This is a genomic window from Burkholderia guangdongensis (genome assembly GCF_013403875.1).
Lineage (GTDB): Bacteria > Pseudomonadota > Gammaproteobacteria > Burkholderiales > Burkholderiaceae > Burkholderia > Burkholderia guangdongensis.
On record NZ_JACBNX010000017.1, the window covers coordinates 69265 to 88834 of the forward strand.

Here is a 19570-nt window from a genome sequence, read left to right on the forward strand (position 1 = left end):
CCGGCTCAGTGCGCGCCGGCGCCGACGGACAGGCTGCGGACGAACTTGCGCAGGAACTGCTCGCATGCCGCGAGCTGCGCGAGCTCGACGTACTCGTTCGGCTTGTGCGCCTGCTCGATGTTGCCCGGCCCGCAGACGATGCTCGGAATGCCCGCGCGCTCGAAGAGGCCGGCCTCGGTGCCGTATGCGACCTTGCGCTTGCTCTGGTCGGCGGTGAGCGCGCGCACGAGCTGCGTGATCGCGGCCTGCTCGGTCGCATCGAGCCCCGGCGCGGACGCGATCTTCGAGAACTCGATCGCCGCGTTCGGATGCTCGCGGCGCATCTGCGGCAGCAGCGTGTCGTGCGCGTACGCTTCGATGCGCGCGAAGATCGGCTCGGGATCGAGCGTCGGCAGATTGCGGAACTCGAACGCGAACCGGCATTCGGCTGGCACCGTGTTGATGGCGTTGCCGCCCTGGATCGTGCTCGTCTGCGCGGTCGAGAACGGCACGTCGTACAGCTCGTCGAACGGGCCCTGCGTGCGGAACTGGTCGGCGACGTCGCGGATATGGCAGATCAGCCGCGCCGCGTATTCGATCGCGTTCAACCCCTTCGGCGTCAGCGACGAATGCGCGGCATGGCCGCGCACGCAGCAGTTGTATGCGTTGATGCCCTTGTGCGCGATGATCGGCCGCATGCTGGTCGGCTCGCCGACGATGCAGCCGGCAGGCTTGACGCCGCGCTTCACGAGATCCTCGATCATCAGCGGCGCGCCCGCGCAGCCGACTTCCTCGTCGTACGACAGCGCGAAATGGATCGGCTGCGCGAGCTGCGTCGCGAGCATCTCCGGCAACAGCGCGAGCGCCGCGCCGATGAAGCCCTTCATGTCGCAGGTGCCGCGGCCGTACAGGCGGTCGTCGCGGATCTCGGGGCGGAACGGATCGCTGTCCCACGCCTGGCCGTCGACGGGCACGACGTCGGTGTGTCCGGACAGCACGATGCCGCCGTTCGTCGCGCCGTCGTGCGCGGGGATCGTCGCGAACAGGTTCGCCCAGCCGCCGCGCGGGTCGTGCGTGAGCGTCGACGCGATACCCAGCGCCGCAAGCGCGTCGCGGACGGTTTCGATGAGGCCGAGGTTCGGCACGCGGCTCGTCGTGTCCATCGACACGAGCCGTTCGATCCACGGAAGGCTGACGAGGGAAGGGGCGCTCGGATCGGCGGCGGACTGCGCCGGCGCGTCGAGGGTGGACATGGTTGAACTCCGGGTTGAACGCTGTCTGACGATAGCGAAAATCATACCGAAAAACCCTGACGACCGCCCGCTCCGGCTACGGTGCGGCGCAGCATCCGCGCGGCGTCGAGCGGGCCCCGCGGCGCGCGGCGGACCGGCTTGCGGGCCGTGCGCGCAGCCCGTGCGCGCCCGGCCCGCCTGCACTCAGCGCGCGGCCGCCGCGCCTTGCCGGGTCGGCTGCCCGAGCGCGCGCAGCGTCTCCTTGATCGTCGACACGCGGATCGCGAGGTCCGGCGTGCGCGTCTCGATGCGCAGCCGGTCCTGCCCGGCGAGCTTGATGTGCCGGTGCTTCTGCACCATCTCGATGATCCGCATCGGGTCGATCGGCGGGTTCGGCACGAACTGCAGCCCGATCGCGCCTTCGCTCGCGTCGATCTTCGAGATGCCGAGCGGCTTCGCGGCGAGCCTGAGCCGATGCGTCTCGACGAGCGCGTGCGCCTGCGGCGGCATCTTGCCGAAGCGGTCGATCAGCTCCTCCTGAATGCCGTCGATCGCGTCGCCGAACTCGCAGTTCGCGAGCCGCTTGTACATCGACAGTCGTTCCTGCACGTCGCCGCAGTAGTCGGCCGGCAGGATCGCGGGCGTGTGCAGGTTGATCTCGGTCGTCGCGGCGAGCGGCGCGGTCAGATCCGGCTCCTTGCCGTTCTTCAGCGCCTTCACCGCGTCGTTCAGCATCTCGGTATAGAGCTGGAAACCGATCTCGTGGATCTCGCCCGACTGCTTGTCGCCGAGCACCTCGCCGGTGCCGCGGATCTCGAGGTCGTGCATCGCGAGATAGAAGCCGGAGCCGAGCTCCTCCATCTGCTGGATCGCCTCGAGCCGGCGCTGCGCCTGCTTCGTGAGCGCCTGCGGATCGTGCACGAGCAGATACGCGTAGGCCTGGTGATGCGAGCGGCCGACGCGTCCGCGCAGCTGGTGCAGTTGCGCGAGACCGAACTTGTCCGAGCGGTGCATGATGATCGTGTTCGCGCTCGGCACGTCGATGCCGGTCTCGATGATCGTCGTGCACAGCAGCACGTTCGCGCGCTGGCCGACGAAGTCACGCATCACGCGCTCGAGCTCGCGTTCGTGCATCTGGCCGTGCGCGATCGCGATCCGCGCCTCGGGCACGAGCGCCTCGAGCATCTTCATCCGGCTCTCGATCGTCTCGACCTCGTTGTGCAGGAAGTACACCTGGCCGCCGCGCTTCAGCTCGCGCAGCATCGCCTCGCGGATCACGCTTTCCTCCTCGCGCCGCACGAACGTCTTGATCGCGAGGCGCTTCTGCGGCGCGGTCGCGATCACCGAGAAGTCGCGCAGGCCCTCGAGCGCCATTCCGAGCGTGCGCGGGATCGGCGTCGCGGTCAGCGTCAGCACGTCGACCTCCGCGCGCAGCGCCTTCAGCGCCTCCTTCTGGCGCACGCCGAAGCGATGCTCCTCGTCGATGATCACGAGCCCGAGCCGTTTGAACTGCACGTCCGACGACAGCAGTTTGTGCGTGCCGATCACGATGTCGACGCTGCCTTCGTTGATCTGCTTGATCGCCGCGCTCACTTCCTTCGCGGTCTTGAAGCGCGACAGCTCGACGACCCGCACCGGCCAGTCCGCGAAGCGGTCGATGAAGGTCTGCGTGTGCTGCTCCGCGAGCAGCGTCGTCGGCGACAGCAGCGCGACCTGCTTGCCGCCCATCACCGCGATGAACGCCGCGCGCAGCGCGACCTCGGTCTTGCCGAAGCCGACGTCGCCGCACACGAGCCGGTCCATCGGCTTGCCGCTCGTCATGTCGCCGATCACCGCGGCGATCGCGGCGGCCTGGTCCGGCGTTTCCTCGAAGCCGAAGCTCTCCGCGAACTTCACGTAGTCGCGCGGCTCGAGCGCGAACGCGTGGCCTTCGCGCGCGGCGCGGCGCGCATACAGGTTCAGGAGCTCGGCCGCCGTGTCGCGAATCTGCTGCGCGGCCTTGCGCTTCGCGCGCTCCCACTGGCCGGAGCCGAGCGCGTGCAGCGGCGCGCTGTCCGGATCGGCGCCGCTGTAGCGCGAGATCACGTGCAGTTGCGCGACCGGCACGTAGAGCTTGCTGTCGCCCGCGTATTCGAGATGCAGGAATTCCGTTTCGCCTTCGCCGAGATCCATCGACACGAGGCCGAGATAGCGGCCGATCCCGTGCTGCGCATGGACGATCGGGTCGCCTTCCTTCAGCTCGGACAGGTCGCGCACCATCGCGTCGACGTTGCTCGCCTGCTCCTGGCGGCGGCGCCCCGCGCGGCGCGCGAGCGCGCCGTACAGCTCGGTCTCGGTGACGATCGCGTAGCCTTCGCCCGGCACCGAGAAGCCGCTCGTGAGCGGCGCGACGCCGAGCGCGAAGCGTTCGTCGCTTTCGAGCCAGCCCGCGAAGTGATCGTTCGACACGGGCCGCAGCCGGTTCTCGGCGAGCAGCTGCGAGATCGTCTCGCGGCGGCCCGCCGATTCGACGGTCATCAGCACGCGCTTGCCGGAGGTCTCGACGAACGCGCGCAGCGCGGCGAGCGGATCGTCCGCGTGGCGGTCGACCGACAGCTCGGGCAGCGCGGCCGCCCAGCCGCCGGCCGGCTGCGCGGCGAGTACGACCCGCGCGAACGGCTTCGCGAACGCGAAGAAATCCTCGTCCGACAGGAACAGGCGCGACGGCTCGAGGATCGGCCGATCGCGGTCGTGCGACAGGAACGCATGGCGCTGCTTCGTATCGGCGGTGAAGCGGCGGATCGACGCGTCGAGGTCGCCCGCGAACACGAGATGCGCGCGTTCCGGCAGATAGTGGAAGAGGGTGGCGGTCTCGTCGAAGAACAGCGGCAGATAGTATTCGATGCCCGCCGACGGCACGCCGTTGCCGATGTCCTTGTAGATCGGCGCGCGGCTCGGGTCGCCTTCGAACGTCTCGCGCCAGCGGCTCCTGAACGCGGTGCGCGCGGCCTCGTCGAACGGGAACTCGCGGCCCGGCAGCAGCCGGACGTCGCGCACCGGGTAGAGGCTTCTCTGCGTATCCGGATCGAACGCGCGGATCGAGTCGACCTGATCGTCGAACAGGTCGATCCGGTACGGCAGCGGCGAGCCCATCGGGAACAGGTCGATCAGCGAGCCGCGCACGCAGTATTCGCCGGGCCGCACGACCTGGCTCACGTGCTCGTAGCCGGCGAGCGTCAACTGCGCCTTCAGCTTCGCCTCGTCGAGCCGCTCGCCCTGCGTGAACGCGAACGTATAGGCGGCGAGGAACGACGCGGGCGGCATCCGGTACAGCGCGGTCGTCGCGGGCACGAGCAGGATGTCGCAGCGGCCTTCGCCGAGATCGTGCAGCGTCGCGAGCCGCTCGGACACGAGATCCTGGTGCGGCGAGAACGTGTCGTACGGCAGCGTTTCCCAGTCCGGCAGCAGACGCACGCGCGCGTCGGGCGAAAAATAGCCGATCTCCTGCGACAGGCGCTGCGCGTCGACCGCGTTCGCGCAGATCACCGCGAGAAGCGGCACCTGCTGGCGATGGTCGGCGAGGTAGCGGGCGATCGCGAGCCCGTCGGAGCAGCCGTGCGCGCCGTCGAAGACGAAACGCTGGCCCGGCTTCACGAGCGCGACGGGGGAGGCGGACGAAGGAGAGGCGTGGTCTGGCATAAGGGGCGGAGTAACGGAGCCAAGTAGCGGGGCCAAGTAGCGGAGCGGGGTCACGTGCGTCGCGCGCGTGTTGCGCGCCGGCCGGGACGAAAGACCTATTATAAAATCCGCATTTCGATTTCACCTTTCCGGCGTTCGCTTCCGTGACTCCCCGACTCTTCGCCCTGATTCCCTGCGCCGGCACGGGCAGCCGCTCCGGCTCGGCCGTGCCGAAGCAATACCGCACGCTCGCCGGGCGCGCGCTGCTGCACTATACGCTCGCCGCGTTCGACGCGTGCAGCGAGTTCTCGCAGACGCTCGTCGTGCTCGCGCCCGACGACACGCATTTCGACGCGCGTCGCTTCGCGGGGCTGCGCTTCGCGGTGCGCCGCTGCGGCGGCGCGTCGCGGCAGGGGTCGGTGCTGAACGGGCTGCTGGCGCTCGCGGCGTTTGGCGCGGCGGACCACGACTGGGTGCTGGTGCACGACGCCGCGCGGCCCGGCATCACGCCGCAGCTGATTCGCGCGCTGATCGCGGCGCTGAAGGACGACCCGGTCGGCGGGATCGTCGCGCTGCCGGTCGCGGATACGTTGAAACGCGTGCCGGCCGGCGGCGACGCGATCGCGCGCACGGAGCCGCGCGACGGCCTGTGGCAGGCGCAGACGCCGCAGATGTTCCGGATCGGCATGCTGCGCGACGCGATCCAGTCCGCGCAGCGGCAGGGCCACGACCTGACCGACGAGGCGAGCGCGATCGAATGGACGGGGCATACGCCGCGCGTCGTGCAGGGCAGCCTGCGCAACTTCAAGGTCACCTATCCGGAAGACTTCGATCTCGCGGAAGCGATCCTCGCGCGCGGCCAGAGCGCCGCGTGATCTCCTGACACTCACACGAACTCGATCGGAACACGCATGGATTTCAGAATCGGACAAGGCTACGACGTGCATCAGCTCGTCGAAGGACGGCCGCTCATCATCGGCGGCGTGACGATTCCTTACGAACGCGGCCTGCTCGGCCACTCGGACGCCGACGTGCTGCTGCACGCGATCACCGACGCGCTGTTCGGCGCGGCGGCGCTCGGCGACATCGGCCGCCACTTCTCGGACACCGACGCCGCGTACCTCGGCGCGGACAGCCGCGCGCTGCTGCGCGAATGCGTCGCGCGCGTGAAGGCGGCGGGCTTCGCGATCCAGAACGTCGACAGCACGGTGATCGCGCAGGCGCCGAAGCTCGCGCCGCACATCGACGCGATGCGTGCGAACATCGCGGCCGATCTCGGGCTGCCGATCGAGCGCGTGAACGTGAAGGCGAAGACGAACGAGAAGCTCGGCTATCTCGGCCGCAAGGAAGGGATCGAGGCGCAGGCCGCGACGCTGCTCGTGCGCGCTTGATCGTGATCTGATGCCGTGACCCGACGCGCGACCCGACGCGCGGATCGCGCGTCGCCCGCGATGCTCAGCCTTCCGCCGCGATCACCTGCGCGGCGGCGTTGATCACCGACGCGATGCGACCGACGTCGCGCAGCTGCGTGACGGTCATCCCTTGTTCGCTCTTCAGCAGCGCATAGTGCGACTTCACGCAGAAGTGGCACTTGCCGACGATCGACGCGGCGAGCGCATACATCTCGAACTTGCGCTTGTCGACGCCGCCGTGCGACGCATACGCGCCCATCCGCAGCTCCGCGCGCTGGGTCTTCAGGTCGGCGTCGTCGGCCATCTCGACATACGGATACCACGCGTTGTTCATCCCCATCAGCGCGGCCGCGGTCAGCGCCGCGTTCGTCTCTTCGGGCGACAGCACGCCGGCTTCGCGGATCGTCTTCACGATGAACGTGCTCTTCGCCGCGAAGGCCGCCGCGAGCGCGACGCCGACCGCGTCGGTGCCTTCGAGCGACGAGCGCGCGATCGTGCCGTCGAGGTTCAGGCGGATGTCCTTCGCGTAGTCGGGAGTATGCGCCTTAATCGATTCGATGAATTCCATTGATATCTCCTATGGGTTGGCCGTTAAAAAAGCCCGCGGGCGAGAGGCGCGCCGCGGGCTTTCGTGCATCGACGCTTACAGCGTCGCGCCGCCGATTGCGCGGTTGCACGGGCAGAGTTCGTCCGTTTGCAGGCCGTCGAGGATACGCAGGATTTCCGACGGGCTACGGCCGACGTTCAGGTTGTTGACCGACACGTGCTGGATCGTGTTGTCCGGGTCGACGATGAACGTTGCGCGCAGTGCGACGCCGGCGTCCTTGTCGCGCACGCCGAGCTGGTCGATCAGCTCGCCCTTCACGTCGCCGAACGAGTAGTGGTTCAGCTTGTCCAGATCCTTGTGCTCACGGCGCCATGCGAGCTTCACGAACTCGTTGTCCGAGCTGCCGCCGAGCAGCACCGCGTCGCGCTCTTCGAACTGCTTCGTGAGCTTCGCGAACTCGACGATTTCCGTCGGGCACACGAACGTGAAATCCTTCGGGTAGAAATAGATGATCTTCCACTTGCCCGGGAACGACTCTGCGGTGATCGTCTCGAAGGCCGACTGGCCGTTTTCCTCGTGGTGATTGAAGCCCGGCTTCGCGGCTTCAACGGCAAACGCTTCGAGTTTATCGCCGACGGTTTTCATGCGGATGACTCCTGTATGAGGGTGGGAAGAACTGCTTGAACCAGGTTACTTCGGTGCTGCAACGAGCATGTGACAGCGTTGCGGATGACTATAACACTATTGATTTATATCATCAATAGATTTTAACTAATGTCCGTCATAGGAATTTTCAAAGATGCCGATAGCCGGGGCCGGGCGCGGCGTTCCGTGACCTTGCGTGAGGTCAGGCGGCCGCGCGCGCGCGGTCGCCGGGGAATTCGAGCGTGACTTCGAGCCCCGGCTCGGGGCTGCGGTTGCGCAGGCGCAGCGCGCCGCGATAGCGGCCGACGAGGCGAAGCACGATCGCCATCCCGAGGCCCGTGCCGTCCGCCTTGCTGCGCGCGGCGTCGACGCGGTAGAACGGCCGCATCACGAGCGGAAGCTGATCGTCGGGGATGCCCGGGCCTTCGTCGCTGACCGACAGTTCGACGCGCGTGTGCGACACGCGCGTCTCGAGCGTGATGCGCGCGACGCCGTCGAGCCGGCTCTGGCCGTACTTGCGTGCGTTCTCGATCAGATTGCCGATCACGCGGCGCATGTCGGTCTCGTCGGCCTCGATGATCGCGGCGGGCGCGAGGCGCGTGCGGATCTCGACGCCGTCCTCGCCCGACACGCGCGCGGCCACTTCCTGCGCGATCGTCGACAGGTCGACCGGCTCCGGCGTGCGCTGCGTCGGGCGTGCGTAGTCGATGAATGCGGCGATGATGCGGTCCATCTGCTCGATGTCGTCGACCATCGCGTCCTTCGTCGCTTGATCGGACGGGCTCATCTCCGTCTCGAGCCGCAACCGCGCGAGCGGCGTGCGCAGGTCGTGCGAGATGCCGGCGAGCATCAGCGCGCGGTCGGCCTCGAGCTGCTCGAGGTCGCGCACCATCTGGTTGAAGCTGCGGTTCGTGTCGGCCGCGACGCCCATCCCGCGCTCGGGCAGCAGCTCGGGCGCCTGGCCGGAGCCGACCTTGCGCGCGGCGGTTGCGAGCCGCGCGAACGGCCGGTTCACGAGGCTCGTGATGAACGCGGAACCGAACAGCGACAGCCCGAGCGCGAACAGCCCCCAGCCGGCCCATTGCAGGCCGGTGACGGTGTCGAGCTGGTCGCGGTCGAGCGCGACCCAGTAATCGTCGTCGTCGATCTTGAAGCTGATCCACACGCCGGGGATGTCGTTGACCGACTGTGCGATGACGGTGTCGTCGCCCAGGCGGCTGCGAATGTCGTGCTCGATCAGCCGGTTCAGCGATTCGTCGGGCTGCAGCTTGAACTTGTCCGTTTTCTCGCGCGGATACACGCGCACGCCTTCGTTGCTCTCGAGATCCTGCAGCAGCGCGCGGCGCAGGTCGGGATCGGAGTAGAGCAGCGCGGTGCGCGTGAGCTTGACGATCGCGACGAGCTGCAGCGCGACGCGCTGCGCGCGCGGCTCGCGCTCGATCACGCGAAAGCTCTGGAACCACGCGGCGAGGCTGACCGAGATCAGCAGCGCGATCAGCAGGAAGGTGCGCCAGAACAGCCCGCCGAAGGCGATCGTCAGGAGGCGCCGGTTGATACGCATAAAGCGGACTGTCCGTCTGGCGAGAGAAACGGGAAACGCGCCGGGCGGCGCGTCAGCGCGCGCGCCGCGGCGCCGGACCCGACGAGGCCCGGCCCGGCGCGGCGCGCGGAATACGCACCACGCACCGGCAGCGGCGCGCCATCAGGCCGCGCCGTCCGGGATGAACACGTAGCCGAGGCCCCAGACTGTCTGGATGAAGCGCGGGCTGCCGGGGTCGGGCTCGATCAGCTTGCGCAGGCGCGAGATCTGCACGTCGAGGCTGCGATCGAACACTTCGTATTCGCGGCCGCGCGCGAGCTCCATCAGCTTCTCGCGCGACAGCGGCTGGCGCGGATGGCGCGCGAACACCTTCAGCACCGAGAATTCGCCGGTCGTCAGCGGAATCTCCTGGCCGGACTTCGTCAGCGTGCGCGTCGCGAGATTCAGCGAGAACTCGCCGAACTCGAACACCTCGGTGGTTTCCGACGGCGCGCCCGGTAGCTCGGCCGGCGCCTGGCGGCGCAGCACAGCGTGGATGCGCGCGACGAGCTCGCGCGGATTGAACGGCTTCGGCAGATAGTCGTCGGCGCCCATCTCGAGACCGACGATGCGATCGACATCCTCGCCCTTCGCGGTCAGCATGATGATCGGCGTGCGGTCGTTGCTGCCGCGCAGGCGGCGGCAGATCGACAGGCCGTCCTCGCCGGGCAGCATCAGGTCGAGCACGAGCAGATCGAAACGCTCGCGCACCCAGAGCTTGTTCATCGCGGTCGCGTTCTCGGCGACGTACACGTTGAAGCCCTGCTCGCCGAGGTAGCGGCGCAGCAGATCGCGCAGGCGCGGATCGTCGTCGACGACGAGAATCTTGGAGGGGTTTTTCGTTTCCATGAACGCATCTTATCGCGATTGGGGAAAGTCGCGCGGGCGGGCGATTTTGCGCGTTACAGTCAGTTACAAAATTTACCCGTGGTATGACGCAGAGTAAAGGCACGCTATAGAGATTCCTTTACTCACGGTGCGCATTCGGTGGATACTCGCTGCACTCGATAATCATGGTTTGCATAGTCGATTTCCGCAGTGTTTTCCCAGTACCCGAGGTAGCCGGTTGACGCGTGACGAAGGGAACAAAACGACCCAAGAAGCGAGGACGGTCATGCGATCTATCCGGATTGCACTGATGCTGACGATCGCGCTTGCCGGTCTGAATGCGTCGCACGTAGTGTGGGCCCAGCGTCCCGAGCCGGACGCGCCGCGCAAATTGCCGCGCAGGTCCGAACGCCAGGAGCGCCCGATCGCGCACCCGGTCGAGCGTTTGCCTGTCGCGTCCGCTGTCACGCGTTCGCCGGTGCCGCCCGCGCTCGAGCAGCGTCGCTTCGACGGGCACATGACGCCCGAAGAGCGTCATCTGCTGCGCCAGCATATCGAGGACGCGGTTCGCGAACTCTACAAGCGTTGATGCCGCCTGCCGCGCGGCGTCCGTCGCGCGGAAAGAATCCGTAGCAATTTCCCCGTCAACTTCGATGCCGCGCGTGCCGTTGAACCGGCACGCGCGCCGCATGGCGCGATCCTTCAATGCCGGAAGGCGGGAGCCGACGACGATGACGAGTCACGCGAACGCGAACGCGGCCGGGCAGGGACTATCGCCCGAGATGCAAACGCCCGTCGACGAGGACGACGCACTGTTCTTCCTGACGCGCACCGGCTTTTCGCCGGCGCCCGCCGACGTCGCGCGCCTCGTCGGGATGAGCCGCGCGCAGGTGGTTGCGGACGCACTCGGCAACGCGCGGCAGACGCCCGTCACCGCGTGGCCCGCGTGGACGTCGACGCTGCCGCCGTCGCGCGCGCAGCGCCAGGCGATGACGTCCGACATGCGGCGCGACGAGCAGCGCGAGCGCAATCAACATTACGATGCGTTACGCGCGGCGTGGGTGGGCGAGATGATCGCGACGCCGTCGCCGCTGACCGAGCGCATGACGTTGTTCTGGCACGGCCACTTCACGTCGGGGCAGGACAAGGTGCCGTACCCGCAGACGATGGCCGCGCAGCACGCGCTGCTGCGCCGCGAGGCGCTCGGCAATTTCGGCGCGATGCTGCACGACGTCGCGAAGGATCCGGCGATGCTGCAGTATCTCGACGGCGCGAGCAACCGCAAGGGGCGGCCGAACGAGAATTTCGCGCGCGAGGTGATGGAGCTGTTCACGCTCGGCGAAGGCCATTACACGCAGCGCGACGTGGCCGAGGCCGCGCGTGCGCTGACCGGCTGGAGCGTCGACCCCGACACGCTGCGCTTCGCCGCGCGGCCCGACTGGCACGACGCCGGCGACAAGACGATCCTCGGCGTGACGGGGCCGTTCGACGGCGACGGCTTTCTCGACATCCTGCTCGCGCGCCCGGAGACCGCATCGTTCGTGTCGGGCAAGCTGTGGCGCGAGTTCGTGTCCGACACGCCCGATTCGGCTGAACTCGCGGCTGAACTCGCGGCCGAACTCGCGACCGAACACGCGGCTGCGCGCGCGACGGTCGCCGCGCGCTTTCGCGACAGCGGCTACGATATCCGCGCGGCGCTCGCTGCGCTGTGGTCGACCGACGCGTTCTGGGATGCCGGCAATCGCGGCGTGCTGGTGAAGTCGCCGGCGGAGTTCGTCGTCGGTACGGTGCGCACGTTCGACGTGAGCTACGGCGACGCGGCGATGCTCGCGAACACGGTGCGCGCGCTCGGCCAGAACCTGTTCGAGCCGCCGAACGTCAAAGGCTGGCCGGGCGGCACGACATGGATCAACAGCACGACGCTGCTCGCGCGCAAGCAGTTCGTCGAGCAATTGTTCCGCGCGACCGAGACGGCCGGCGTGCGTCCGATGGCGGCTTCGGTGGCTTCGGCGGCCGGCGCCATGACCCGCGCGCCGCAGGACATGGCCTCGGGTCAACGGATGCCCGCGAAGCCGGCGCCGCGCGGCGGGCTGCGCTTCGATCTCGAGCGCTGGCTCGCGACGTTCCGCGCGCGGCCGCAGATGCCGACGACGCTGTCGACGGAGTTGCAGCTCCAGCATGCGTTACTGCAGGTGTCGCCGGTCGCGGCGATCGACACTGGTTCGACCGGCAGCGCGTATCTCGAGGCGCTGCTGATGGATCCGGCCTATCAACTGAAATGACGACGACCCGATGCGCCGGCGCGCACGCCGCGCTACCGGCCGGAGATGGATGATGAACCGACGCGATTTCCTGACGCTGACGGGCGCCGCCGCGACCGCGGGCGTTTCGGTCTGGCTGCCGGATGCGGCGGTGGCGGCGGCGCTGCCCGGCGCGCAGCCGTCGGCCGGTTACGCGAACACGCTGATCCTCGTCGAGCTGAAGGGGGGCAACGACGGTCTGAACACCGTCGTGCCGTATGCCGATCCGCTCTACTACACGCTGCGCCGGAGCATCGGCATCAAGCGCGACCAGGTGTTGCAGATCGACGAGCGCACCGGGCTGCATCCGGCGCTCGCGCCGCTGCTGCCGCTATGGCGCGACCGGCAGCTCGCGATCGTGCAGGGCGTCGGCTATCCGCAGCCGAACCTGTCGCATTTCCGCTCGATCGAGATCTGGGATACCGCGTCGCGCGCCGATCAGTATCTGCACGAAGGCTGGCTCACGCGCACGTTCGCGCAGGCGCCGGTGCCGGCCGGTTTCGCGGCCGACGGCGTCGTGCTCGGCAGCGCCGAGATGGGGCCGATGTCGAACGGCGCGCGCGCAATCGCGCTCGTCAATCCGGCGCAGTTCATCCGCGCGGCGCGGCTCGTCGAGCCGATCGCGCTGCGCGAGCGCAATCCGGCGCTCGCGCACATCATCGACGTCGAGAACGACATCGTGAAGGCCGCCGACCGGCTGCGCCCGCGCGGCGGGATGCGCGCGTTCAACACTGCGTTTCCGGGCGGTGCGTTCGGCACGTCGGTGAAGACCGCGATGCAGGTGCTCGCCGCGTGCGACACGCCGGGGGCGAGCGCGCAGGGCGGGGCGGCGCCGAATGGCGTTGCGCAGAACGGTGTCGCGGTGCTGCGCCTGACGCTGAATGGCTTCGATACGCACCAGAACCAGCCGGGTCAGCAGGCGTCGCTGCTGAAGCAGTTCTCCGACGGGATCGTGGCGATGCGTTCCGCGTTGATCGAGCTCGGGCGCTGGGACCGCACGCTCGTGATGACCTATGCGGAATTCGGCCGGCGCGCGCGGGAGAACCAGAGCAACGGCACCGATCACGGCACCGCCGCACCGCATTTCGTGATGGGCGGACGTGTCGCGGGCGGGCTGTACGGCGCACCGCCCGCGCTCGGGCAGCTCGACGGCAACGGCAATCTGCCGGTCGCCGTCGATTTCCGCCGGCTCTATGCGACGGTGCTCGGGCCGTGGTGGGGGCTCGATTCGACGCGCGTGCTGCAACAGCGGTTCGAGCCGCTGCCGTTGCTGCGCGCGTGACGCGCGTGGTGGTGATTGCGCGCGCGTGTCACACGCGCGTGATGCGTGAAGCGAAGCGGCGGCGTGCCGGCTTCAGCGCCGGCGCGCGGCGCGCCATGCGATCCACAGCTTGCGGATCGGCGTGAGCGCGATGCGTTGATGCAGGACCTGATAGCCGTCGCGCTCGATCTCGTCGAGCAGCGCCTGCGCGAGCGCGATCTGCGCGCGCAGCGTGCGCTGCGTCCGGCGTTCAGGCGCGGGGATCGCAGCGTCGGCGGCCGACAGCGCGTCGCGCGCGCGTTTCGTCTGGAACTGCAGCAACTCGGTGAACGCGGGGCTGTAGCGGCGGTTCATCAGGTCGGCGGCGGTCACGTCGTAGCGCTGCAGTTCGTCGATCGGCAGATAGATGCGGCCGTGCCGCGCGTCGTTGCCGAGCTCCTGCACGAACTGCGCGAGCATCAGCGCGTAGCCGACCGTGTCCGCCCATGGCTGCGGGTCGGGCTGCGAATCGGGCTTCGACCCGGCAGGGCGCGCCGCGCTCGCGCGCGCGACGAGCGACGCGAAGCCGCTGCCGACCTGCGCGATGTAGCGCCGCAGATTCGCGAAGTCGAGATAGCGCGCCTGCTCGAGATCCATCCCGTAGCCGCCGACGAGCATGCGCAGTGCGTCGCCTTCCGCGGCGATCGACGGATGATGCGCGGCGAGCGCCTTGGTGACCGGATGCGACGGCTGCCCGGCCGCGAGCGCCGCGAGTTCCTTGTGCCACCACGCGAGCTTGGTATGGCCGACGGTGGGGTCGCTCGTCTCCTTGACGGTCTCCTCGAGTTCGCGCCGCAGCGCGTAGAGGGCCGTGAGGCGAGGCTGAACGGCGAACGGCGCCTGACGCAACGCGTAATAGACGCTGGAGCCGGGCGGCGCGGCTTTCTGCTGACAGTAGTCGTCGAAATTCACGTGCGAAATGGAGTCGGGGAGTCGGGGGCGGTATCGGGGGACGCGCGGGGGCTGCGCTCGCGCGCACCGCAGGAATCAAGCGCGGGATTTTAGCACCGGCGTTCGCGGGCCGCCGCCGATGGAGACAACGATGCGTGGATCGGGTAAAATCTCGCGCTCGTTCGGGCCGGGTCGGCGTGCCGGATCGCGGCGCATCGTCGAGACGGCGGCGCGCATGCGCGGCACCGGGCAGGCGAGTCACGACGCGCGTGAGTGGCGAAATTGGTAGACGCACCAGGTTTAGGTCCTGACGCCCGCAAGGGTGTGCCGGTTCGAGTCCGGCCTCACGCACCAGCTCCCTTTCCGGAATGTTCCGGAGAATTCCTGAAACCCGCGATAGCGCAAGGCTTCGCGGGTTTTTTCATTCGTTCGATGGCGGCGGGCTGTATCCAAAGATCAGGTCGGTTTGGTTCACCGGTGTTGAGCCGCGCAGGTTCGCTGTCGGTTCTCAGGTGTCCGCGAACTTCTCCTACATGAAATCGAGGAACACGCGGGTCTTGCGTGGAATGCCTTTTCTGTTGAGTATCAGGGCGCTGGCTGTCACCGACGGACTTTCCCAGTCAGTCAGGACGCGAACAAGCCGGTCGGACTTTACATCACTGGTGCACATGATATTCGGCGGCGTGCCGAGGCCAGCGCCACCGACCGCCAGTTCGCGTGCGATACCAATGTTGTTGACCACAATCTTGCTCTGAACTTCGACAAAGCGCTGCTTTTCGTGATTCCGGAACGCCCATACACCGTCCTGGCGTTGCTGATCCGTGGTGATGCAGCGGTGATTGTGCAAATCGTCAACGGTGCGCGGGAGTCCCCGCCGCTCCAGATATTCCGGGCTGCCATATACGCCGCGCGTGATGGTCGCGAGGCGGCGAAAGGTGAGTCCGGATTCTCTCAACTGGCCGAGTTGGATTGCCAGGTCAGCGGGTGGCGTCTGATCATACAATTGCTGTTTGAATATAAGAGCGAGAAGCACAGTGGATCTTCGTCAGATCGAATATTTCGTTGCGCTCTTTGAGGACGGGTCGGTTACCCGCGCGGCGAAACGTCTGAACATCGTCCAGTCCGCGCTGAGCATGCAGATTGGCCGGCTCGAAAAGGAGCTGGGCCAATCGCTTTTCGAACGCGGACCGCACGGCATGTCGCCGACGGCGGCGGGCGGTCGGACGTATCAGCTCTTCGTTCCCATTCTGCGAGACATCGCCGATGCTCGCGAGCAGCTATTGCATCGTGAGAGCGACGTGACCGGGCACGTCACGCTCGGTGTGATCGCGTCGATGGCGGAAAGCGTGCTGGCTAGCGCCATGGCGCGCTTTCATGAACGCTATCCCCACGTGCAAGTCACCATCTCGGTGGGCTACAGCGCGACGCTGATCGACTGGGTATCCGGCGGTCAGTTGGACGCGGCAATCATCAATAGCCCCCGGAGCAAGCTGCGACTGAGCACGGAGCCGCTCCTCGACGAAGAGATGGTTCTGGTGACGGGACAGCGTCAGAATTCGCCGCTGCCGGCCAGCGTCGATCTTTCTCGTCTTCAGGATTACGAACTTGTGCTGCCGACGCGCAGGCACGGGCTTCGCAACATGCTTGACGACGCGGCCCGGCAAGCGGGTGTCGTACTCACGCCGAAGTTCGAGATCGACGCGCTCAACGCCATCGTGGAGCTCGTCACGACCACCCGATTTGCGGCGGTGCTGCCGAGCGTCGTGGTTCAGCGAGCGGTGAGAAGCGGGGCGCTCAATATGTGTTCGATCGGGTCGCCGCCGATAACACGGCGGGTCGTGCGTATTTGTCGTGCCGAGCAGCCTCTTGGGGCTGCGGTGCAAGCGCTGATCGACACGATCGTGTCGGAAATCCGGGGCGGCTCCGGTATACCCGGCGGATCGTTGGCGCGTGAGCCCGAGGCGTCGAATCCTGGCGACTGACGAGGACGGCCAGGCCGTCCTCGTCAGTCGCTCCTTCGCGGATTAGCCGGGCAATGTTACGCCGGCCGTCACGCAGATGTGCTTGAGCTCCGTGAAGTCGGCCAGCGCCTCATAGCCGTGGAGCCGTCCCAGTCCGCTTTGACGGTAGCCGCCCGTCTCCGCCTCGGCGAACAGCTTGTTATGGTCGTTGACCCATACCGTGCCGTTACGCAACGCACGGGCAACGCGCATCGAACGGGCGCCGTCGTGCGTCCAGACGCTTGCCGACAGGCCAAAGATCGCGTTGTTCGCTTTCGCTACCGCCTCCGCTTCCGTCTCGAAGGTTTCGAGCGTAACGAAAGGACCGAAGATTTCTTCCTGACAGAAGAAGGCGTTCGGGTCGTCATGTTCGACGAGTGTGGGACTCAGGAAGGAACCGTGGCGAAGGTTGCCGTCGGGAATGCCGCCCCTGAGCAGCACCGAATCGGCTTGTTCGCATGCTTCTTCCACCATCCGGGCGACGGCATCGCGTGCTGAACGGTCGATGAGGGGGCCGATTTGAGTGTCGGGCGCCAACCCGTTGCCCAGCCGCATCGCGCCAAGCGCGGCTCGTAGCGACTCGCGCATTTGCGGCGCCAGTGACGCATGGACGAGTACGCGGCGGGCCGCGGTGCACTGTTGACCGGAAATAATCGTGGCCGCTTGAGCGAGACGCGGGGCGATCGACTGAACGTCCGCATCCTCGAAGACGACACAGCAGGATTTTCCACCGAGTTCAAGCGACAGTTTCTTGACGCTTTCCGCGGCCGCCGCCATGATCTTCTTGCCCGTGGCGGTCGATCCGGTGAAGCTGAGTACGTCGATGTCCGGGGACCTTACCAGGTATTCCGCGACCTCGTGATCCGACTCCGCGACCACGTTGACGACGCCCGGCGCAATGGCGAGTCGCGTGAGCGAGTCGAGCAACCTGCAGAGGAACAGCGCCGTCTGTGCCGCGGGCTTGATGACGACGGTACAGCCCGCCGCGAGCGCGGGCGCGGCCGATCGGACCAATAGAACCGCCGGCGCGTTCCAGGGGACGATGATGCCGACCGTGCCGGCCGGTTCTCGCAGGATCGTCGAAAAAACCCCGGGTTCCGGCTCGAGTACATGCCCGGGAATGTGGCGGGTGAGCCCGGCGTAGTAGCGGATCTCCGAAATGGCTCCCGCCATTTCCCCGCGCGCCTGTTGAAGCGGCTTCCCGTTCTCCCGCGTAAGCAGTTGCGCGAGGTCTTCGATGTCCCGCTCGAGCGCATCGGCCCAGTCGAGCAGGATCCGTTGTCGATGTCGGGCGTCGTGAGGCCAGGTCGTGCGGTCGAAAGCGCACCGCGCGGCAGCGACGGCCGCGGCTGCTTCGATGAGGCCACCCGCAGCGAATCGACCTATTTGCTCGCCATTGGAAGGGTCGAAGCTCGGCGTGTCGGGGATGCCCGTTTGCTCACCGTTGATCCAGTTGTAGGCTTCAATCATGTGTTCCCCGCATCGTGTGATCGGAAATGCTGCTCATCGGACATTGTCTTTTGCATGAATGCGCTCGAAGTGGCCCAGCAACGCCCGATTGAACGCGCCGGGCTGGTCGATGTTGGGCAGGTGCCGCGCGCCGGCGATGACTTCAAGTGTCGCGCGTGGCATGCGTGAAGCGAGCTTTGCCATTTCCGCCGGAAGAACCCCGTCGTTTTCCCCAACGATCAAGGTCGTCTCGATCTCGATTCGATCCACGTCGTGCAGGTAGTCGAGACCTTGAATGGCGCGCGCACAACCGATGAAGCCCGCCGTCGACGTCGACGCGGCGATCTCGCGCAACGACGCGGCAACGACGGGGGATCGCTCGAGAAATTCGCGGCCGAACCAGCGTTCTAGCGTGGAGTCCGCAAGCGCCTCGCACCCTTCGTGCTCCACGATTTCTATGCGGTCGTTCCACGGCGCGGCAACGTCCGGCGGAGCATCCGCGCGCGCGTCACACAGGCACAGGCTGTGCAGCCGTTCAGCATGGTGAAGCGCGAGGCCGAAGCCGCTCATGCCACCAAGCGAGAGACCGATGTAGTGAACCTTTTCCAGTCCGAGTGCGTCGAGCACCGCCACGGTGTCGGACACGAGGTCGCTCATCGTGTTGGGCGGGCGCCGCGCGAGCGATGCGCCGTGGCCGCGTGCGTCGAGACGCAGGACCTGCCAGCCGCGCGCGACGAGCCACTCGGCCTGTACTGCCCACATCGCGCTGCTCGAGAGAATCGAGTGGGCCATCACGATCGCCGGGGCTGCGGCGTCGCCGCTACGGTGGACGCATATTTGACCTGCGTCGTTGGCGAGCGTGACGTTCGTTACCGTGTCCGGCTCAACGATCGGATTTCCATAGTCAGACATGTCAGTACCCCGGAAAGAATTCAATCGTGACGTGTTCGGGCGGAACGCCGCAGTCGTCGAGACAGTCCTGCATGCTTGCCACCATGGCGACAGGACCCACGACGAAATAATGGCTCTCGCGCCAACCGGGAATCTCCTTGATGACGTCCGCCGTGATGAACCCGCCACGTATACGCGGATTGACGTCGGACGTTGCGCCGGTACGTTCGTCACTGTCTCCATAGACGTGTACCAGCTGGAAATTCGGAAGCGTCTGGATCAACTGTTCGAGCGGTTCGCGCCAGGCCGCGGCAGTCGGCGTCCGGTTGCCATAGACCAGCGTGACCGGCGGGACGGCGACGCCCCGATCCGCGCGATGGCGCAACGTATTCAGCATGCTGTAGAACGGCGTGATGCCTATGCCGCCCGCGATCATGACAATGGGTGTCGTGGCGTCGTCCGGCAGCACGAAATCCCCCATCGCGGGGCTGACGAGAAGGGTTGCGCCGATATCGCACGCTCCGAGTTGACGTTTGAACGGCGTATCCCGCATGCGCATGGCGAAGACGATGCGCGATTCGTGCGGCGTACTGGCGATGGACAGCATCCGCTCGCCGTCGTCCTCGTCGGTCGATGCGAAGTCGGGAAGCTGCAGGCTGACGTACTGGCCCGCCTCGAACGTGAAATCGTCGGGGCGTTCCAGCTCGAAGGCCACGGTGTCCTCGGCGATGGTCGTGCGTGCGATCAGTCGGGTCTGGTAGCTGGTTGGGGCGGACATGGCTCGCTCCGGTAAACGTATTGCGACACCGCAAGCGGCGGCGCGCGGGTTGATGAAGGTGGGGGTGTCTGCGTGGTCCGTA

Annotated in this window: 17 protein-coding genes and 1 tRNA gene; 7 read left to right on the forward strand and 11 right to left on the reverse strand. The window is 67.1% G+C overall.

The genetic code is table 11. From position 1 onward, the window contains the following. Positions 1-5: 5 nt before the first annotated feature. Together argE and mfd are read right to left on the reverse strand one after the other, a co-directional pair. On the reverse strand, positions 6-1232 hold the full coding sequence (gene argE / locus HZI36_RS17260; RefSeq protein ID WP_179403876.1) for an acetylornithine deacetylase: 1227 nt from the start codon (positions 1230-1232) through the stop codon (positions 6-8). Between the two features lie 183 nt (positions 1233-1415). Continuing rightward, positions 1416-4889 carry a transcription-repair coupling factor gene (gene mfd, locus HZI36_RS17265; RefSeq protein WP_179403877.1) on the reverse strand — a complete coding sequence of 1158 codons (3474 nt, stop codon included), beginning with the start codon at positions 4887-4889 and terminating at the stop codon, positions 1416-1418. 143 nt (positions 4890-5032) lie between these two features. Here mfd and ispD point away from each other — a divergent pair, with 143 nt between their 5' ends. Next, entirely contained in the window at positions 5033-5743 is a 711-nt protein-coding gene (gene ispD, locus HZI36_RS17270; RefSeq protein ID WP_179403878.1) for a 2-C-methyl-D-erythritol 4-phosphate cytidylyltransferase, read from the forward strand. A 36-nt stretch (positions 5744-5779) separates the two neighbouring features. Beyond that, a complete protein-coding gene (ispF, locus tag HZI36_RS17275; RefSeq protein ID WP_179403879.1) occupies positions 5780-6259 on the forward strand; it encodes a 2-C-methyl-D-erythritol 2,4-cyclodiphosphate synthase in 480 nt (159 codons plus the stop codon). Positions 6260-6323: 64 nt separating this feature from the next. On the opposite strand, the gene HZI36_RS17280 is transcribed toward ispF, so the two are convergent. The 4 genes from HZI36_RS17280 to ompR all read right to left on the reverse strand — a co-directional run bounded on the left by HZI36_RS17280 (position 6324) and on the right by ompR (position 9900). Then, positions 6324-6848, reverse strand: a complete 525-nt coding sequence (locus HZI36_RS17280) for a carboxymuconolactone decarboxylase family protein (protein ID WP_179403880.1) — start codon at positions 6846-6848, stop codon at positions 6324-6326. A 75-nt stretch (positions 6849-6923) separates the two neighbouring features. Next, entirely contained in the window at positions 6924-7472 is a 549-nt protein-coding gene (locus HZI36_RS17285; RefSeq protein ID WP_179403881.1) for a peroxiredoxin, read from the reverse strand. Positions 7473-7674: 202 nt separating this feature from the next. Further along, positions 7675-9033 (reverse strand): ATP-binding protein, encoded by a 1359-nt coding sequence (locus tag HZI36_RS17290; protein WP_179403882.1) that lies wholly within the window; start codon positions 9031-9033, stop codon positions 7675-7677. Positions 9034-9174: 141 nt separating this feature from the next. Then, positions 9175-9900 (reverse strand): osmolarity response regulator transcription factor OmpR, encoded by a 726-nt coding sequence (ompR, locus tag HZI36_RS17295; protein WP_004199523.1) that lies wholly within the window; start codon positions 9898-9900, stop codon positions 9175-9177. Between the two features lie 265 nt (positions 9901-10165). Between ompR and HZI36_RS17300 the strand changes: the two genes are divergently transcribed. The 3 genes from HZI36_RS17300 (at position 10166) to HZI36_RS17310 (ending at position 13461) form a co-directional block, all read left to right on the forward strand. Next, complete coding sequence (locus HZI36_RS17300; RefSeq protein ID WP_179404054.1) at positions 10166-10468, forward strand: hypothetical protein; 303 nt, start codon at positions 10166-10168, stop codon at positions 10466-10468. Between the two features lie 142 nt (positions 10469-10610). Next, positions 10611-12161 carry a DUF1800 domain-containing protein gene (locus tag HZI36_RS17305; RefSeq protein WP_179403883.1) on the forward strand — a complete coding sequence of 517 codons (1551 nt, stop codon included), beginning with the start codon at positions 10611-10613 and terminating at the stop codon, positions 12159-12161. A 52-nt stretch (positions 12162-12213) separates the two neighbouring features. Continuing rightward, on the forward strand, positions 12214-13461 hold the full coding sequence (locus tag HZI36_RS17310; RefSeq protein ID WP_179403884.1) for a DUF1501 domain-containing protein: 1248 nt from the start codon (positions 12214-12216) through the stop codon (positions 13459-13461). Positions 13462-13533: 72 nt separating this feature from the next. Here the strand turns inward: HZI36_RS17310 and hpnD are convergent, their stop codons facing one another. Next, complete coding sequence (hpnD, locus tag HZI36_RS17315; protein ID WP_179403885.1) at positions 13534-14391, reverse strand: presqualene diphosphate synthase HpnD; 858 nt, start codon at positions 14389-14391, stop codon at positions 13534-13536. 246 nt (positions 14392-14637) lie between these two features. Between hpnD and HZI36_RS17320 the strand changes: the two genes are divergently transcribed. Then, positions 14638-14724: transfer RNA gene (locus HZI36_RS17320), tRNA-Leu, on the forward strand. Between the two features lie 175 nt (positions 14725-14899). Here the strand turns inward: HZI36_RS17320 and HZI36_RS17325 are convergent. Then, a complete protein-coding gene (locus HZI36_RS17325; RefSeq protein ID WP_179403886.1) occupies positions 14900-15403 on the reverse strand; it encodes a LysR substrate-binding domain-containing protein in 504 nt (167 codons plus the stop codon). A 1-nt stretch (position 15404) separates the two neighbouring features. Here HZI36_RS17325 and HZI36_RS17330 point away from each other — a divergent pair, with 1 nt between their 5' ends. After that, complete coding sequence (locus tag HZI36_RS17330; protein ID WP_179403887.1) at positions 15405-16352, forward strand: LysR substrate-binding domain-containing protein; 948 nt, start codon at positions 15405-15407, stop codon at positions 16350-16352. 42 nt (positions 16353-16394) lie between these two features. On the opposite strand, the gene HZI36_RS17335 is transcribed toward HZI36_RS17330, so the two are convergent. From HZI36_RS17335 to HZI36_RS17345, 3 genes are read right to left on the reverse strand one after another with little or no spacing between them, the layout of a single operon-like run. Continuing rightward, positions 16395-17840, reverse strand: coding sequence for an aldehyde dehydrogenase family protein (locus HZI36_RS17335; RefSeq protein ID WP_179403888.1), 1446 nt, complete (start codon positions 17838-17840; stop codon positions 16395-16397). A 33-nt stretch (positions 17841-17873) separates the two neighbouring features. Then, a complete protein-coding gene (locus tag HZI36_RS17340) occupies positions 17874-18731 on the reverse strand; it encodes an alpha/beta fold hydrolase (RefSeq protein WP_179403889.1) in 858 nt (285 codons plus the stop codon). A 1-nt stretch (position 18732) separates the two neighbouring features. Further along, positions 18733-19488 carry a ferredoxin--NADP reductase gene (locus HZI36_RS17345; RefSeq protein WP_179403890.1) on the reverse strand — a complete coding sequence of 252 codons (756 nt, stop codon included), beginning with the start codon at positions 19486-19488 and terminating at the stop codon, positions 18733-18735. Positions 19489-19570 lie beyond the last annotated feature (82 nt).

Excerpts from the sequence above, each read along its gene's own strand:
- mfd (WP_179403877.1), bottom strand. The coding sequence starts at position 4,889 with ATGCCAGACCACGCCTCTCCTTCGTCCGCCTCCCCCGTCGCGCTCGTG.
- HZI36_RS17290 (WP_179403882.1), bottom strand. The coding sequence starts at position 9,033 with ATGCGTATCAACCGGCGCCTCCTGACGATCGCCTTCGGCGGGCTGTTC.
- ispF (WP_179403879.1), top strand. The coding sequence starts at position 5,780 with ATGGATTTCAGAATCGGACAAGGCTACGACGTGCATCAGCTCGTCGAA.
- argE (WP_179403876.1), bottom strand. The coding sequence starts at position 1,232 with ATGTCCACCCTCGACGCGCCGGCGCAGTCCGCCGCCGATCCGAGCGCC.
- HZI36_RS17345 (WP_179403890.1), bottom strand. The coding sequence starts at position 19,488 with ATGTCCGCCCCAACCAGCTACCAGACCCGACTGATCGCACGCACGACC.
- HZI36_RS17285 (WP_179403881.1), bottom strand. The coding sequence starts at position 7,472 with ATGAAAACCGTCGGCGATAAACTCGAAGCGTTTGCCGTTGAAGCCGCG.
- HZI36_RS17305 (WP_179403883.1), top strand. The coding sequence starts at position 10,611 with ATGACGAGTCACGCGAACGCGAACGCGGCCGGGCAGGGACTATCGCCC.
- HZI36_RS17340 (WP_179403889.1), bottom strand. The coding sequence starts at position 18,731 with ATGTCTGACTATGGAAATCCGATCGTTGAGCCGGACACGGTAACGAAC.
- HZI36_RS17280 (WP_179403880.1), bottom strand. The coding sequence starts at position 6,848 with ATGGAATTCATCGAATCGATTAAGGCGCATACTCCCGACTACGCGAAG.
- HZI36_RS17310 (WP_179403884.1), top strand. The coding sequence starts at position 12,214 with ATGAACCGACGCGATTTCCTGACGCTGACGGGCGCCGCCGCGACCGCG.
- HZI36_RS17300 (WP_179404054.1), top strand. The coding sequence starts at position 10,166 with ATGCGATCTATCCGGATTGCACTGATGCTGACGATCGCGCTTGCCGGT.
- ompR (WP_004199523.1), bottom strand. The coding sequence starts at position 9,900 with ATGGAAACGAAAAACCCCTCCAAGATTCTCGTCGTCGACGACGATCCG.
- HZI36_RS17335 (WP_179403888.1), bottom strand. The coding sequence starts at position 17,840 with ATGATTGAAGCCTACAACTGGATCAACGGTGAGCAAACGGGCATCCCC.